General features: G+C 47.9%; 11 protein-coding genes and 1 tRNA gene. 7 read left to right on the top strand and 5 right to left on the bottom strand.

Annotation, left to right across the window (positions count from 1 at the left end):
- The first annotated feature begins 35 nt into the window (after positions 1 to 35).
- Both ACTHUT_RS03190 and ACTHUT_RS03185 read left to right on the top strand, forming a co-directional pair.
- Positions 36 to 164: a hypothetical protein gene (locus tag ACTHUT_RS03190; RefSeq protein ID WP_256388401.1), complete on the top strand. Its 129-nt coding sequence runs from the start codon at positions 36 to 38 to the stop codon at positions 162 to 164.
- Positions 165 to 929: 765 nt separating this feature from the next.
- A complete protein-coding gene (locus ACTHUT_RS03185; RefSeq protein ID WP_440418673.1) occupies positions 930 to 8225 on the top strand; it encodes a collagen-flanked surface repeat-containing protein in 7296 nt (2431 codons plus the stop codon).
- 662 nt (positions 8226 to 8887) lie between these two features.
- Here the strand turns inward: ACTHUT_RS03185 and ilvC are convergent.
- The 5 genes from ilvC to ACTHUT_RS03160 all read right to left on the bottom strand — a co-directional run bounded on the left by ilvC (position 8888) and on the right by ACTHUT_RS03160 (position 13026).
- The gene (ilvC, locus tag ACTHUT_RS03180) at positions 8888 to 9901 is read right to left on the bottom strand and encodes a ketol-acid reductoisomerase (RefSeq protein ID WP_440386081.1); all 1014 of its coding nucleotides are present in this window, start codon (positions 9899 to 9901) and stop codon (positions 8888 to 8890) included.
- Positions 9902 to 9962: 61 nt separating this feature from the next.
- A complete protein-coding gene (locus tag ACTHUT_RS03175) occupies positions 9963 to 10256 on the bottom strand; it encodes a putative quinol monooxygenase (RefSeq protein ID WP_107857323.1) in 294 nt (97 codons plus the stop codon).
- A 66-nt stretch (positions 10257 to 10322) separates the two neighbouring features.
- Positions 10323 to 10814 carry an acetolactate synthase small subunit gene (gene ilvN, locus ACTHUT_RS03170; RefSeq protein ID WP_003748480.1) on the bottom strand — a complete coding sequence of 164 codons (492 nt, stop codon included), beginning with the start codon at positions 10812 to 10814 and terminating at the stop codon, positions 10323 to 10325.
- Positions 10815 to 10824: 10 nt separating this feature from the next.
- Positions 10825 to 12552, bottom strand: coding sequence for a biosynthetic-type acetolactate synthase large subunit (ilvB, locus tag ACTHUT_RS03165; RefSeq protein ID WP_440386082.1), 1728 nt, complete (start codon positions 12550 to 12552; stop codon positions 10825 to 10827).
- A 389-nt stretch (positions 12553 to 12941) separates the two neighbouring features.
- Positions 12942 to 13026, bottom strand: a tRNA-Leu gene (locus ACTHUT_RS03160).
- Positions 13027 to 13309: 283 nt separating this feature from the next.
- Here ACTHUT_RS03160 and ACTHUT_RS03155 point away from each other — a divergent pair.
- From ACTHUT_RS03155 to hisD, 5 genes are all read left to right on the top strand, one after another.
- Complete coding sequence (locus tag ACTHUT_RS03155; protein WP_440386083.1) at positions 13310 to 13972, top strand: SCO family protein; 663 nt, start codon at positions 13310 to 13312, stop codon at positions 13970 to 13972.
- An 81-nt stretch (positions 13973 to 14053) separates the two neighbouring features.
- Positions 14054 to 14707 carry an ATP phosphoribosyltransferase gene (gene hisG, locus ACTHUT_RS03150; protein ID WP_440386084.1) on the top strand — a complete coding sequence of 218 codons (654 nt, stop codon included), beginning with the start codon at positions 14054 to 14056 and terminating at the stop codon, positions 14705 to 14707.
- 48 nt (positions 14708 to 14755) lie between these two features.
- The gene (gene nfsA, locus ACTHUT_RS03145; RefSeq protein WP_188213425.1) at positions 14756 to 15481 is read left to right on the top strand and encodes an oxygen-insensitive NADPH nitroreductase; all 726 of its coding nucleotides are present in this window, start codon (positions 14756 to 14758) and stop codon (positions 15479 to 15481) included.
- A 177-nt stretch (positions 15482 to 15658) separates the two neighbouring features.
- Complete coding sequence (locus ACTHUT_RS03140; RefSeq protein ID WP_003748489.1) at positions 15659 to 16198, top strand: hypothetical protein; 540 nt, start codon at positions 15659 to 15661, stop codon at positions 16196 to 16198.
- Between the two features lie 48 nt (positions 16199 to 16246).
- Entirely contained in the window at positions 16247 to 17545 is a 1299-nt protein-coding gene (hisD, locus tag ACTHUT_RS03135; protein ID WP_070838717.1) for a histidinol dehydrogenase, read from the top strand.
- The last annotated feature ends 191 nt before the right edge of the window (positions 17546 to 17736 follow it).

The following is a 17736-nucleotide window of genomic DNA, read 5'->3' as shown; positions in this document are numbered from 1 at the left end:
CCCAAGTCTAAAACCAACCCACTCAGAGAAAAAACATGAAACACATCCTCCTCATCCTGACCCTTGCCACACTCACCGCCTGCGCCTCCAGCCATACCGGCGGCTACGGCTATGCAGGCAACAACGGCGCATCCGCAGGCGTGACCCAAACATTCCGTTGGTAAGGCCGTCTGAAAAACAACACAGTTTTCTACAATAGAGAACAAACAAATCCCAAACGTAAAGGCAAGTTTTACACTTGCCTTTTTTATACTATTTAGCGGCTCAATAGCGCATAAATTCGTATCATTTGTTCACTATTTATATGTTAGGAAACGTCAAAGGCCGTCTGAAAACAGACTGTATAAACCCATTACATGATTCAAATCAACCTTCAATACAAATCTCATTAATTCTCTAAATAAAAGCCCACATCTAAATCTATCACTAAAGAAACTATTCAAATCATATATTATTTAGTAATCATTATTGTTTGAGAATAAAAAAGTAAAATCAAATAGCTAGAAAATCCGTTTAAAAAAAGCAACAAGTAAATCTAACGGGCATGACCGTTGAGTCCGAAAAAATAACACTTTATCGGAAGAGTTGATTTACGAAACCAAACGCATATAAAATTTGGACAAGGATTCCGAATGCATTGATAGAAGCTGACAAAAAGTGACTTGTTAAGAAACAAGCTGACAAAAAACGGCACATCGTTTCCCAAACTTCACATGCTTCCGGAAATGTATCAGCATAAAATCCCATAAAACAGGCTTTTAGCTGTTATTCGGCCGAGTGGAGACTTTTGGCACGGGAATTGCATACAAGAGATTACGACGTAAAACCGCATAAAGGGGAGACTCTGAAGTGCGGCATATGTATGGGCAGGCGGTTTATAGCCGAGCAAACGTCCCAAAAGAAATCAAACCCCTTACAGGAAAATCGATATGAATAAAGTCTTTAAAGTCATTTGGAACCACGCGACCCAGACATGGACCGCGGTTTCCGAAATCAGCCATGCACACGGCAAAAAATCCGCTTCTGACAAGCGTAAAGCCGTAGCTGCTGCGGTGGTTGCTGCAGGTGCTTTGATGGCATCTAGCGGAGCAGAGGCCGCTGTAAGATTGGGAGGTAGTGCAGTAGACATTACTCCTGATGGTACTTACAACGGTTCTAACAGAAACGTTGGTGTCAACTCTGTTGTAGTGGGTTATCAAAATACTGCCAGCAGTCAAGATGGCACTATTGCTTACGGTGCGAACAATACTGCGACTGCAAACGCAGCATTGGCTGTGGGTAATAACAATATCGCAACCGGCGGTGCATCGACTGCAATGGGTGTAAGCTCTGTTGCAAGTGGTGAAGCTTCTGTTGCAATCGGTAATGTAGCCCAAGCAACTCAAATTCGTGCGACTGCAGTAGGTAACCGTGCAACTGCTACTCAAGACTCCGCAAGTGCATTCGGTAACCGTGCAAATGCTGGTGCACAATTTGCAACAGCTATTGGTGATAACTCCAATGCAAATGCTGCTGCAGTTGCTGTAGGTACGCATGCAAACGCTGAAAAACAAGATTCTATCGCTATTGGTAACAACGCTCATGGTGCTTGGACCAATGCTATTGCTGTCGGTAAAGATACTGTGGCAAGCCAAGACCACGCGATTGCAGCAGGTACTAGCGCAAATGCGTCAGGTATTCAAGCTGTCGGCGTTGGTTCATATACAAAAGCAGAAGGTAATCTGACAGTTGCAGTTGGTCCATATGCGCAAGCCAATAAAGAAGCTGCAATTGCTGTAGGTTCTAACGCTACTGCTGCTCAGTCTAACTCTATTGCTGTGGGTCAAACTGCCACTGCGTCTAACAATAACTCCATTGCTGTCGGTACTAAATCAGTTTCTAGAGGTGATAACGCAATTGGTGTCGGTGCTTATGCTGAATCAACTGCTCACCGTGCTACCGCTATCGGCGTGTTGTCTCAAGCTAATGGCACAGGCTCATTTGCTGGTGGTGCATCTGCTCAAGCAACAGGTGAAAATTCTGTAGCTATTGGCGGTGCGATGGATGGTAATTTCGGTAATAAAGCAGGTTCTGCTGCTAAAGCAATCGGTAACAACTCTATCGCTTTGGGTACTCAATCTAAAGCTGCTGGCAATAACTCTATCGCTCAAGGTAACGGTGCAACTGCTAAGCAAGCTGCTGACGTTGCCGTAGGTCATTCTGCTACAGCTGACGGTACTTCTACTGGCGCTGATGGCGACGGCGTAGTAAATAATGCCGGTTCGGCAATGGCAATCGGTACAGAAGCTCAAGCAACCGGTATCGTAGCAACAGCCATCGGTGAGCGCTCTAAAGCTCTGGCAAACGGCGCGGTAGCATTGGGTGGCGACGCTCAAGCCAAACAAGGTTCTGACGTAGCAATCGGTCGTGGTTCCGTAGCTGACGGTACTTCTGCTGCAGCATTCGGTCCTGCTGCTACAGCAACTGGTAAATACTCAGTAGCTTTGGGCGTACAAAGTAACGCTGCTTCTAAACAAGCAATTGCATTGGGCCGTGGTGCTCAAGCTAATGGCGGTGAATATGCAACTGCTCTGGGTAACGGTGCTCAAGCAACAGCTAAAAACACTCTGGCTTTGGGTACTGAAGCTAAATCTACTATCGAAAACAGCGTAGCTTTGGGTAACGGTTCTACAACCAGCAACTTCGTACCTACTAACACTGCTACTGTTGGCAGCTACACTTACAGCGGCTTCGCAGGTGCAACCAGCGGTTTGGGCAATGGCGCAGTATTGTCTGTAGGTTCTGCAGGTAACGAACGTCAAATCCAAAACGTTGCCGCAGGTCGTATCTCTGCAACTTCTACCGATGCAATCAACGGCTCTCAATTGTACGCTGTTGCAAATCGTATCGAAAACCTGAATCCGTTTGTATTCCAAGGTCACGATGGTAGCGGTAGCTCACCAGCTGTAGGTACATACAAATACGATCCTAAATCAAATGCCAATAACACCCTGAAACTGATCGCTGGTGACGGCCTGAAGATGACTTCAAACGGCACTAACGAATACACCCTGAGCGTAATCGGTGGTGGTTCTACTGGTGCTTCCGGCGCTACTGGTGCGCCTGGCCCTAAAGGCGATACAGGTGCAACTGGCGCGACTGGTCCTAAAGGCGATACAGGTGCAACTGGTGCTAAAGGCGATACTGGTCCTGCTGGCCCTAAAGGTGATACCGGCGAAAAAGGTGATACTGGCGAAAAAGGCAGCGGCGTCACTGGTACAGTTGTAAATAACAACGACGGTACTCATACCATCACTATTATTGATGAAAGTGATGGCTCAGTAACTACTACCATCGTTAAAGACGGTAAAAACGGTAAAGATGGTAAAGACGGTGCTACTGGTGCAACCGGCGACAAAGGTGAAAAAGGTGACACCGGCGCAACTGGCGCAACCGGCGACAAAGGTGAAAAAGGTGACACCGGCGCTACTGGTGCAACCGGCGACAAAGGTGAAAAAGGTGACACTGGCGCAACCGGCGACAAAGGTGAAAAAGGTGACACCGGCGCAACTGGCGCAACCGGCGACAAAGGTGAAAAAGGTGACACTGGTGCTACTGGCGCGACCGGCGACAAAGGTGAAAAAGGTGACACCGGCGCAACTGGCGCAACCGGCGACAAAGGTGAAAAAGGTGACACTGGCGCAACCGGCGACAAAGGTGAAAAAGGTGATACCGGCGCTAAAGGTGATACTGGTGAAAAAGGTGGCAGCATCACAGGTGAAGTTGTAGATAATGGTGACGGTACCCATACAATCACTATTACTGATCTTGAGACCGGTTCAGTCACTACTACTATCGTTAAAGATGGTAAAGATGGTGTAGATGGTAAGAACGCTAAAGCCGAAGTTAAAGACAATGGCGACGGTACCCACACTGTAACCATCACTGATGGTGAAGGTAACACCACTACCACTATCGTTAAAGACGGTAAGAACGCTGAAGCTGAAGTTAAAGACAACGGTGACGGTACTCACACTGTAACCATCAAAGACGGTAACGGTAATACCACTACTACCATCGTTAAAGACGGTGCAACTGGTGCCAAAGGCGATACCGGCGCAACTGGTGCAACCGGTGCCGACGGTAAGAACGCTGAAGCCGACGTTAAAGACAACGGCGACGGTACTCATACTGTAACCATTAAAGACGGTAACGGTAACACCACTACTACCATCGTTAAAGACGGTGCAACTGGTGCCAAAGGCGATACCGGCGCAACTGGTGCAACCGGTGCAGATGGTAAGAACGCTGAAGCCGACGTTAAAGACAACGGCGACGGTACTCATACTGTAACCATCAAAGATGGTAACGGTAACACCACTACTACCATCGTTAAAGACGGTGCAACTGGTGCTAAAGGTGACACTGGTGCCGACGGTAAGAACGCTGAAGCCGACGTTAAAGACAACGGCGACGGTACTCATACTGTAACCATCAAAGACGGTAACGGTAACACCACTACTACCATCGTTAAAGACGGTGCAACTGGTGCCAAAGGCGATACCGGCGCGACTGGTGCAACTGGTGCCGACGGTAAGAACGCTGAAGCCGACGTTAAAGACAACGGCGACGGTACTCATACTGTAACCATCAAAGACGGTAACGGTAACACCACGACTACCATCGTTAAAGACGGTGCAACTGGTGCCAAAGGTGACACTGGTGCCGACGGTAAGAACGCTGAAGCCGACGTTAAAGACAACGGCGACGGTACCCACACTGTAACCATCAAAGACGGTAACGGTAATACCACTACTACCATCGTTAAAGACGGTGCAACCGGTGCCAAAGGCGATACCGGCGCAACCGGTGCCGACGGTAAGAACGCTGAAGCTGATGTTAAAGACAACGGCGACGGTACCCACACTGTAACCATCAAAGACGGTAACGGTAACACCACTACTACCATCGTTAAAGACGGTGCAACTGGTGCTAAAGGTGACACTGGCGCCGACGGTAAGAACGCTGAAGCTGACGTTAAAGACAACGGCGACGGTACTCACACTGTAACCATCAAAGACGGTAACGGTAACACCACTACTACCATCGTTAAAGACGGTGCAACTGGTGCTAAAGGTGACACTGGTGCCGACGGTAAGAACGCTGAAGCCAACGTTAAAGACAACGGCGACGGTACCCACACTGTAACCATCAAAGACGGTAACGGTAACACTACTACTACCATCGTTAAAGATGGTGCAACTGGTGCCAAAGGCGATACCGGCGCAACTGGTGCAGATGGTAAGAACGCTGAAGCCGACGTTAAAGACAACGGCGACGGTACCCACACTGTAACCATCAAAGACGGTAACGGTAACACCACTACTACCATCGTTAAAGACGGTGCAACTGGTGCCGATGGTAAGAATGCCAAAGCTGATGTTAAAGACAATGGCGACGGTACTCATACAGTGACCATCGTTGACGGTGATGGTAAAACTACTACCACTATCGTTAAAGACGGTAAGAACGCTGAAGCCGAAGTTAAAGACAACGGCGACGGTACTCACACTGTAACCATTAAAGATGGTAACGGTAACACTACTACTGCCATCGTCAAAGACGGTGCAACTGGTGCCAAAGGTGATACCGGTGCAGACGGTAAGAATGCTAAAGCCGAAGTTAAAGACAACGGTGACGGTACTCACACTGTGACTGTTGTTGACGGTGACGGTAAAACTACTACCACCATCGTTAAAGACGGTAAAGCCGCCGCGAAAGGTGATACCGGTGCAGACGGTAAGAATGCCAAAGCCGACGTTAAAGACAACGGCAATGGTACTCACACAGTGACTGTTGTTGACGGTGACGGTAAAACTACTACTACCATCGTTAAAGACGGTAAGAACGCTGAAGCCGAAGTTAAAGACAACGGCAACGGTACTCATACTGTAACCATTAAAGACGGTAACGGTAACACTACTACTACCATCGTCAAAGACGGTGCAACTGGTGCCAAAGGTGATACCGGTGCAGACGGTAAGAACGCTGAAGCCAAAGTTAATGACAACGGTGACGGTACTCACACTGTGACTGTTGTTGACGGTGACGGTAAAACTACTACTACCATCGTTAAAGACGGTGTAGATGGTAAGAACGCTAAAGCTGATGTTAAAGACAACGGCAACGGTACCCACACTGTAACCATCACCGATGGCGAAGGTAATACCACTACTACTATCGTTAAAGACGGCGTAGATGGTAAGAACGCTAAAGCTGACGTTAAAGACAACGGCAACGGTACTCATACTGTAACCATCACCGATGGTGAAGGTAACACCACTACTACCATCGTTAAAGACGGTAAGAATGCTGAAGCCTCAGTTAAAAAGAACAACGACGGCACCCACACTGTAACCATCAAAGACGGTAACGGTAATACCACTACTACCATCCTTAAAGACGGTGCTACCGGTGCTACCGGTGCAACTGGTGCAGATGGTAAGAATGCTGAAGCCGACGTTAAAGACAACGGTGACGGCACTCATACTGTAACCATCAAAGACGGTAACGGTAATACCACTACTACCATCGTTAAAGACGGTACAGCTGCTGCTAAAGGCGATACCGGTGCTAAAGGTGATAAAGGTGATACCGGTGCTAAAGGTGATACCGGTGCCAAAGGTGACCAAGGCGACAAAGGCGTCAAAGGCGACAAAGGCGATAAAGGTGACCAAGGTATTAAAGGTGACCAAGGCGCTAAAGGCGACAAAGGCGATACCGGTGCTAAAGGTGATACCGGTGCTAAAGGTGACACTGGTGCAGACGGTAAGAATGCTAAAGCTGACGTTAAAGACAACGGCAACGGCACTCACACTGTAACTATCACCGATGGCGACGGTAATACCACTACCACTATCGTTAAAGACGGTGCAGACGGTAAGAACGCCAAAGCCGAAGTTAAAGACAACGGCAACGGTACTCACACTGTAACCATCACCGATGGCGACGGTAAAACTACTACCACTATCGTTAAAGACGGTAAGAACGCTGAAGCCGAAGTTAAAGACAACGGCAACGGCACTCACACTGTAACTGTCAAAGACGGTAACGGTAACACTACTACTACTATCGTTAAAGACGGTGCAACTGGCGCTACCGGTGCAACTGGTGCCAAAGGTGACCAAGGCGATAAAGGTGTCAAAGGCGACAAAGGCGATAAAGGTGACCAAGGTATTAAAGGTGACCAAGGCGCTAAAGGCGACAAAGGTGACACTGGTGCCCAAGGTGCTAAAGGTGATACCGGTGCTCAAGGTGCCAAAGGTGATACCGGCGCAACTGGTGCAACCGGTGATAATGGTAAGTCAGCTGAAGCTGAAGTTACACGTGATGATGCTGAAGGTAAAACCACTATCACTGTTAGAAACTTGGATAAAGATGGTAATGTTATCAATACCACTTCTAAAGTTGTGAAAGATGGTAAGAACGCTGAAGCTAAAGTTGAAACTACAGCTAAAGGCGAACATACTGTAACCATCAAAGACGGTAACGGTAACACCACCACCACCATCATTAGAGATGGTAAAGACGGTAAAGATGGTAAAGATGCTGACGGCACCTTCGGTCTGGTTGATGAGACTGGTATTGTTGATAAAGAGCACTCTATCTCCAAACCTCTGAATAACACTATTCAGATTAAAGGTGATGCGGGTACTAAAGTTCAAGTATTCGACAAAGCAACCGGTAAGACTTCAGAGAAAGAAGTTCAAAACATCTTCGTTAAGAAAGACGGCGATGCGCTGAAAGTCAGCTTGAACCCTGATCTGACCGTTAACAGTGTTACTACTAACGAACTGAAAGCAGGTCCTGTAACCATCAACCAAGGTGGTATCGATGCCGGCAACACTACTATTAAAAATGTTGCTCCAGGTAAGAACGGTACCGATGCGGTTAACGTTGACCAGCTGAACCAAAAATTCGGCGATGTGAACAGCAATGTGAACAAGGTTGACAACAACGCCCGCGCAGGTGTGGCTCAAGCCTTGGCTACTGCCGGTCTGCCACAAGCTTACTTGCCAGGTAAGAGCATGTTGGCTATCGGTGGCGGTCACTACCGCGGTGAAACCGGTTACGCTGTCGGCTTCTCTAGCATCTCCGATGGTGGTAACTGGATCATCAAAGGTACTGCTTCCGGCAACTCACGTGGTCACTTCGGTGCTACCGCAGCAGTTGGTTACCAATGGTAATCTGACTTTCAGACGGCCTGAAAAGGCCGTCTGAAAAGACGAAGCAAAGTAAATGCGGCCTATTTAGGCCGCATTTTTTTATGCTTAGATTATGTTTTGAATTTATTTGATGAATTAATCAGGACAGTAGCCAAAGATAAATGAATATATCTTTAGCAGTCTGTTGTAATTCAAAAGGCCGAGACCTTTGCAAAATTTCTTTTTACCCAACAGCTGAAACCTAAGGACAGGTTTCAGCTGTTTTCGTTTCAAATATTCACCGATCCTACTCAAATACCCCCTTAAATCCCCTAGGATACCCAATAATCAGGAATCCGGGCCGCCTTTTAGGTGACAACAGGTGTTAGCCGCTTTCAAAAGGTTTAAACACATCGCCTTCAGATGTTTTTGTGCACTCACTTTGAGCAAACCAAAATAGACAGCTCGGGCGTAGCAGAATTTACAGTGCAGCGTACCGAAGCATTGTTCGATCACATAACGGCTTGAAACCTGTGCAGAATTCCCCAAAATTCCTTAAATTCCCACCAAAACATTTAGGAGATTTTGGGGAATTTTGCACAGCTCTCGGCCTTGGTAATTGGAATTTATAGTGTATTGGGTTTGCAAATATATAAAAAACCTGCCTGATTGCTCGGGCAGGTTTTATTTGATTGAAAGACAGATTAGTTTTTGTCTTGGTCAACCAGTTTGTTTTTGGCAATCCAAGGCATCATGGAACGCAGTTGAGCGCCGACTTTTTCAATTTGGTGGTCGGCGGTCAGACGGCGGCGGGCTGTCATGCTGGCGTAGTTGACGGCACCTTCTTGGATGAACATTTTAGCGTATTCACCGGTTTGGATGCGTTTGAGGGCGTTGCGCATGGCTTCGCGGGATTTGTCGTTGATGACTTCGACGCCGGTTACGTATTCGCCGTACTCTGCATTGTTGGAAATGGAGTAGTTCATGTTGGCGATGCCGCCTTCGTAAATCAGGTCAACGATGAGCTTCATTTCATGCAGGCATTCGAAGTAGGCCATTTCTGGGGCATAGCCTGCTTCGGTCAGGGTTTCGAAGCCGGTTTTGATCAATTCGACCACGCCGCCGCACAATACGGCTTGTTCACCGAAGAGGTCGGTTTCGGTTTCTTCGCGGAAGTTGGTTTCGATTACGCCGCCTTTGGTGCCGCCGTTGGCTGCTGCGTAAGACAGGGCGATGTCGCGTGCTTTGCCGCTTTTATCTTGGTAAACGGCGATCAGGGAAGGTACGCCGCCGCCTTTCAGGAATTCGCTGCGTACGGTGTGGCCTGGGCCTTTAGGGGCAACCATGATAACGTCGAGGTCGGCGCGGGGTATGATTTGGTTGTAGTGTACGTTGAAGCCGTGAGCGAATGCCAATACTGCGCCTTCTTTCAAGTTTGGCTCGATTTCGTTTTTGTATACGACAGGTTGGTTTTCGTCAGGCAACAGAATCATCACAACGTCGGCTGCTTTGGTTGCTTCGGCAACGGTGCGTACGTCGTGGCCGGCTGCTTCGGCTTTTTTCCAAGAGCCGCCTTGGCGCAGACCGATGACGACATTTACGCCGGAGTCTTTCAGGTTTGCTGCGTGTGCGTGACCTTGTGAACCGTAACCGATGATGGCAACGGTTTTGCCTTTGATCAGAGAAAGGTCAGCGTCTTTATCATAATAAACTTGCATTTTATTTCCTTAGTGTAAGAGGGTTCCGGACAATCCGGGTTGAGTTAAAAGTAATAGGGGGTTAAGCAGGGACTTGATTCATCAAGACGATTTCCAATGCTTCGGTTTTTCCTTCGATGGATTTGACGAAGTTTTGGAAATGTTCGCTGGCGTTGTGTTCGTCAATAGCTGCTTGGGATTTCCAATTTTCTACGAATACGAAACGGTTGGGTTTGCCGATTTCTTGGTGCAGGTCGTAGCTGATGTTGCCTTCTTCTGCACGGCTGGCTTTGACCAATTCTTTAAACTGGGCAGCCAGAGCCTCGGTGTATTCGGGTTTGACGGTAACTAATGCAACGATTTGGATGCTTGACATGTTTGTCTCCTGCTGTTTTTCAGACGGCCTTTGTTGAAAGTAAAAGGCCGTCTGAACGATACAGCGTTAAATTTTCAAAATACGCTCGCCACGACCGATACCGGCTGCGCCTGTGCGGACGGTTTCCAAAATTTGAGCACGACCGACTGTTTCGAGGAAAGAGTCGAGTTTTTCGGTAGAGCCTGTGATTTCGATGGTATAGCTGCGGTCTGTTACATCAATGACGCTGCCACGGTAGATTTCGGTCAATCGCAGGAATTCGTCGCGGTCTTTGCCGACGGCGCGGACTTTTACCAACATCAGTTCGCGTTCGACAAAACGGCTTTCGTTCAAATCAACCACTTTGACAACTTCAATCAGTTTGTTGAGTTGTTTGGTGATTTGCTCGATAACGTGCTCATCGCCGTGGGTAACAATGGTCATGCGAGACAAGGTTTTGTCTTCGGTTGGTGCTACGGCCAGGGAGTCGATGTTGTAATCGCGTGCGGAGAACAAACCTACCACACGGCTCATCGCACCTGATTCGTTTTCCATCAGAATAGATAAGATATGTCGCATTTCTTTCTCCTTACGCTTTTGCAATATCGCGCATATGCGGCGGCAGAACCATTTCATCCAAACCTTTGCCGTTGCCGACCATAGGCAGTACGTTTTGTTTCTTGTCGGTCAAGAAATCGAGGAATACCAGACGGTCTTTTTGGTTTAATGCTTCCAGTAAAGCGCCTTCTACATCGGATTTCTTGTCCACACGGATGCCGATATGGCCGTAGGCTTCAGCCAGTTTGACAAAATCAGGCAATGAGTCGAAATAGGTTTCCGATTCACGGTTGCCGTAATAAAGTTCTTGCCATTGGCGGACCATGCCGAGGTAGCCGTTGTTCAGGGTAACGACGTTAACCGGAACGCGGTATTGGAAGCAGGTCGACAGCTCTTGGATGTTCATCTGAATCGAGCCTTCGCCGGTGATGCAGAATACATCTTGATCAGGAGCAGCCAGTTTCGCACCGATGGCATATGGCAAGCCGACACCCATTGTGCCTAAACCGCCGGAATTGAGCCATTGGCGAGGACGCTCAAATGGGTAATATTGGGCGGTAAACATTTGGTGTTGACCGACGTCGGAAGTAATGATGGCAGAATTATTGGTGATTTCGGCCAGTTTTTGAATGACGTATTGCGGTTTGATGATTTCGCTTTCATTATCAAACCACAGGCAGTTGCGCGAACGCCATTCTTCGATGCTTTTCCACCATTTATCCAATGAGTCGGCTGCAGGTGCAGATTCTTGCTTGCCCCACAATTGAATCATTTCGGACAATACGTTTTTCACGTCGCCGACAATCGGGATATCCACTTTGACACGTTTGGCAATGCTGGACGGGTCAACGTCGATATGAATAATCTTTTTGGCTTTTTCAAAGAATTTGGATGGTACGGAAATCACGCGGTCATCGAAGCGCGCACCGATTGCCAGTACAACGTCTGCATTCTGCATGGCGAGGTTGGCTTCGTAAGTACCGTGCATACCCAGCATACCCAAGAATTGGCGGTCGCTGGAAGGGTATGCACCCAAGCCCATCAATGTACCGGTACAAGGAGCGCCGATCATGCGGACGAATTTGGTCATTTCCTCAGAGGCATTGCCCAAAACCACGCCGCCGCCGAAGTAAACAATAGGGCGTTTGGCGGAAGCCAGCATTTGTACGGCTTTTTTGATTTGACCGATGTGGCCTTGTACAACCGGTTGGTAAGAGCGGATGAAGATGTCTTCTTGCGGATAGCTGAATTTAGCCATTGCTTGGGTGACATCTTTAGGAACATCGACAACAACGGGACCCGGACGGCCGCTTGCGGCAATTTGGAAAGCTTTTTTGATGGTGTCTGCCAACTCAGCAATATTGGTTACCAAGAAATTGTGTTTGACACAAGGGCGGGTAATGCCGACTGTGTCCACTTCTTGGAATGCGTCTGTCCCGATAAGGGAGTTGCCCACCTGGCCGCTGATGACTACCAACGGAATGGAGTCGCTGTAAGCGGTGGCGATACCGGTCAGGGCATTGGTTACACCTGGGCCGGAAGTCACCAAGGCAACGCCGACTTTGCCGCTGACACGGGCATAGGCATCTGCCGCATGTACGGCTGCCTGCTCGTGGCGAACCAGGATGTGCTTGAATTTATTGAGTTGGAAAAGGGCATCGTAGATTTCGATAACCGCGCCGCCCGGATAGCCGAATACATACTCGACACCTTCGGCTTTGAGACTTTGCACGACGATTTGTGCGCCTGATAATTGCATATTGACCTCTTTTATGCGGTTTCTAACCAATAGGAACAATCCGCCTCACCACAGCACCTGTAATGCAATTCCGCCAAGCAGCGATTTAGGGTACGCGCATTGAGGGAATACGGCGACAGTCAGACTGTCCAAACAATTGGAAAGGAACACAGAGTTTGTGAAAAAGAGTAGAAAAGATAACGCAAACCGACTGTTCAATCAAGATAAAATCTTTCATCTTTTAACATTTGAAACGGGAAAATAGATTGAAGGTTGATTTTAAAGAAATAAAAAAACAGTTTTATTGATCTTGGTGTGGATGGATTGTTGACAGTTTGAGTAAGGAGAAGGTTTTTGCAAATAACGAATAGCAAAAAACCTCTTGACTGAATCAAGAGGTTTTTTAAATTTGGTGCCCAGGGTCGGACTCGAACCGACACACCTTGCGGCGGGGGATTTTGAGTCCCCTGCGTCTACCAATTTCGCCACCTGGGCTAGCGAAGAAGTCGTCATTATAGCGAGTTCTCGAATCTTGTAAAGCGGTATTTGAAAAAAAATTGAATTATTTTTATATTTGTTTGATTTTTAATGAATTAAACTTTTTGAGTTTAATGCCTGTCCAAATGGAAGGTAGGTTTTTAAAACAAAAAAACGGTATTTATCTACAAAAAGGGCTACTTTTAATGTGTCAAACGCGTTAATATGAAGATGTTTTGTTTTTAGACTGGCCGGGTGGTTGTTTGGCCTTATTTATTTGAAACGGTTTTGGAGAAAATTTATGCTTTCCGTTACACGAACTTTCTTACTCAGTGCTATTGCGTTGGCCACCCTGGCTGCTTGTCAGCCTAAAGAGGAAGCCAAAGAAGCTTCTTCGGCGCCTGCCGCTTCTGCCGCACCGTCCGCTTCCGGTGAATCTACTGCCAAAGCGCAAGCGCGTGGTACCGATATGCGCAAAGAAGACATTGGCGGCGACTTTACATTGACCGATGGCGACGGCAAACCTTTCAGCCTGAGCGATTTGAAAGGCAAAGTGGTTATCCTGTCTTTCGGTTATACCCACTGTCCTGACGTGTGCCCGACCGAGTTGCTGACTTACAGCGATACTTTGAAACAATTGGGCGATCAGGCTAAAGACGTGAAAGTGGTATTCGTCAGCATCGACCCTGAGCGCGATACGCCTGAAGTAATCGGCAAATACGCCAAACAGTTCAACCCTGATTTTATCGGCCTGACGGCTACCGGCGATCAAAGCCTGCCAGTCATCAAGCAGCAATACCGCGTGGTATCGGCTAAAGTGAACCAAAAAGAAGACAGCGAAAACTATTTGGTCGACCATTCTTCAGGCGCATATTTGATTGATAAAAACGGTGAAGTGGCGATTTTCTCGCCTTACGGCAGCGAGCCTGAAACGATTGCAGCCGATGTGAAAACTTTATTGTAAAACCGTAGTTGAGGCCGTCTGAAATGGGTTGTTGATTTCAGACGGCCTTCTTGCTTTTGATACGGCAAAGGAAAAGAAAAAATGACCGACACACTTTTAACGATTGCTTTATCCAAAGGACGGATTTTTGAGGAAACCCTGCCGCTGTTGGCCGCCGCCGGTATTGTGCCTGCAGAAGAGCCGGAAAAATCGCGCAAGCTGATTATTGGCACGAATCATGACAACATCCGTTTGGTGATTGTGCGTGCGACCGATGTGCCGACTTATGTGCAATATGGTGCGGCGGACTTCGGCATTGCCGGTAAGGACGTGCTGATCGAGCATGGCGGAGATGGCCTGTATCAACCTTTGGATTTGCACATCGCCTCATGCCGCATGATGGTTGCGGTTAAAAAAGGTTTTGATTATGCCGCCGCTTCCCAACCCGGCAGCCGCTTGCGGATTGCCACCAAATATCCCGACATCGCCGCCGAACATTTTGCCGGCAAAGGTGTGCATGTGGACATCATCAAACTGTACGGCTCGATGGAGCTTGCGCCTTTGGTCGGTCTGAGCGATGCGATTGTCGATTTGGTTTCCAGCGGCAATACATTGAAGGCCAATGGTTTGGAAGCTGTAGAACATGTGGCTGATATTTCCAGCCGCTTGGTGGTCAACAAAGCTGCCTTGAAAACCAAATATGAGCTGTTGAATCCGATTATTCAGGCATTTGAAGATGCCGCTAAGGCCGTCTGAAAAGTTTTTAGTAAAACCTGTTTGCCAACCCAGTTTGAAAGCCCCGTCATGATGCAAAGCAAACCGACACTCGATACGATTCTTTCCCATCGTTCCATCCGCAGGTTTACTTCCGAGCCGATTACCGATGAAATCCTCGATACGCTGGTGCGTGCGGGGCAGCAGGCTTCGACTTCCAACAACCTGCAATGCGTTTCCATCATCCGCGTATCCGACCTTGCGCTGAGGCAGGGAATACATGAAGCGGCAGGAAGCGCACCTTATATTGTCCATTGTGCGGAATTTTTATTGTTTTGCATCGATTTCTCCAAACACAAGGCGATGTTTCCCGATGCGCAAATTGATTGGGCGGAAGTTACTCTGATTGGCGCGGTCGATGCAGGCATTATGGCGCAAAACGTATTGCTTGCCGCCGAATCGCTTGGGCTGGGCGGCGTGTATATTGGCGCATTGCGCAATAATGCGCAAAAAGTATCGGACGTATTGAACCTGCCGGATTATTGCGTGCCTTTGGTGGGGCTCTGCCTTGGTTATCCCGACCAAGACCCGCCGTTCAAACCGCGCCTGCCGAAGGAAATGGTGTACGCCGAAAACGCCTGCCCAAGCCTGAATGCCGATGCGGTTGAAACCTATAATCAGGCCGTGGCGGATTATTATGAGTTACGCAAGGGCAGCCCGATACCTTGGAAGGAATCGCTGGCCAAAACCTTGGGCAATCCCGTGCGGCCGCATATGTTGGCGTTTTTGCAGAAAAAAGGTTTTTTGAAAAGATAATGTTCAGACGGCCTGTATGTGGCTGAGGCCGTCTGAACATAAGAACTGGAAAAGAAATATATAAAGATAATTCTCAGTTGCGCTGGTTAAGTAGGTCTATTCCAATCGGTTTAAGTGCTTGGGATAAACAGAAATGACTTCATAGCTGATGTTGTTGAGGAAGAATAGAGAGATGCGATGCTTCAGATATTTAAGCAGTTATTTAGTAAAAAATCCCAAAAATCTCAAGAGCGTGAGTCAATACTTCCCCGTAATCGCTTTGCGGATCTAGATTTTGAGCGAGTGTTGAAGTCAGGAACTCGTTGTTGTGTTGATGAAGATGGGCACTATGCTGAGGATGGTAAAATCACATTATTTGAATTTTCTATAGACTTTGCAGAATTTGAGTTCATAGGTGATTTCAAAATTGAGGAGGAAGATCAGTTTAAGCAACTATTAGCTCGTTTAAATAGTATTGACAATGCCATTCAGTCCTATTTGGAAAGTGAGATGCAACAACCCATCCCTCAGTTTGCCAAGAATCTCGGCTATACTCAGAAGAGGTGGGAGAAAACCTTTTACTTCCATCCTTGGATATTAAGTTTTGATGAAAATCCTCCTAATCTTCGCTATGTTGCCGATTATGTAAATGATGAGTTTACGGTTTTTTTTGCTAAAAAACATGGTAGATGGAAGGTATACTGGGATGAAAAGTGCCAAAACGTGATCAAAGAATAGCTAGGTAGGATTTTCGTAGAGATATAGAAACAAAGAAGAGAGCAAACCATGAAGAAACTCGACACCCAATCCCCTGATTTTCAAGCCGAACTTAAAGCGTTACTCGCTTTTGAAACCGCGCAAAATCCTGAAATCGACCGTATTGTTGCCGACATCTGCGCCGATGTTCAAAAACGCGGCGATGCGGCGCTGATTGAATACACCAACCGCTTTGACGGTACATCCGCTCAAACCATCGATGATTTAATCCTGACGCAAGACGATTTGCAGTCTGCGTTTGAGCGTTTGCCCGAAAACATTCAGACGGCCTTGAAAACGGCGGCGAGACGGGTGGAAAGCTACCATAAACACCAAAAAATGGAGTCGTGGACTTACGAAGACGAAGACGGCACGCTTTTGGGCCAGCAGATTACGCCGCTTGACCGTGTCGGTATTTATGTTCCGGGCGGTAAAGCCGCTTATCCGAGTTCCGTCATCATGAACGCCATGCCTGCCCACGTTGCCGGCGTGAAAGAAATCATCATGGTCGTTCCCACTCCGAAAGGCGAGCGCAACGATATTGTGTTGGCGGCTGCTTTTGTGGCCGGTGTGACCAAAGTGTTTACGGTCGGCGGCGCGCAGGCGGTTGCAGCTTTGGCTTATGGTACGGAATCCGTGCCTCAAGTCGATAAGATTACCGGCCCGGGCAATGCTTTTGTCGCTGCGGCCAAGCGACGCGTGTTCGGCGTGGTCGGCATTGATATGGTGGCAGGGCCGTCTGAAATTTTGGTGATTGCCGATGGCACGACACCTGCCGATTGGGTGGCCATGGATTTGTTCAGTCAGGCAGAACACGATGAAATTGCACAAGCGATTTTGATCGGTACTTCCCAAGCTTATTTGGACGAAGTTCAGACGGCCATGAACCGCCTAATTGAAACCATGCCGCGCCGTGCGATTATTGAAGCTTCATTGGGCAACCGCGGCGCAATGATTTTGGCTAAAGACTTGGACGAAGCCTGCGAAATCGCCAACTATATTTCTCCCGAACACTTGGAACTGTCGGTTGAGAATCCGCAAGAGTGGGCGAAAAAAATCCGCCATGCCGGTGCGATTTTCATGGGACGCTATACCAGTGAAAGCCTGGGCGACTATTGCGCAGGTCCCAACCACGTTTTGCCGACCAGCCGCACGGCGCGTTTCTCTTCTCCTTTGGGAACATATGATTTCCAAAAACGCTCCAGTCTGATTCAGGTTTCGGAACAAGGCGCGCAGAAGTTGGGTAAAACCGCCAGCGTGTTGGCGCATGGCGAAAGTTTGACTGCGCACGCTAGGGCGGCTGAGTTCCGTTTGAAAGACAATCCGTAAGAAACCAAAAAGGGCATCTAAACAGATGCCCTTTTTATTGTGATGAAGGTTTGGCCGAGAAGGCATCAGGCCGTCTGAAAACAGGTTTAACGGTTTTTCAGCCAGTCATTACGCATTTGTGCGGCTTCTTCAAAATAGCGGTAAAGCTCGGTTTTGTTGCCGTCTGAAAGGAGCTGTTCCAATTTGGATAA

The organism is Neisseria sp. P0022.S010 (genome assembly GCF_051956635.1).
This window is presented reverse-complemented; position numbering and strand designations above follow the sequence as displayed.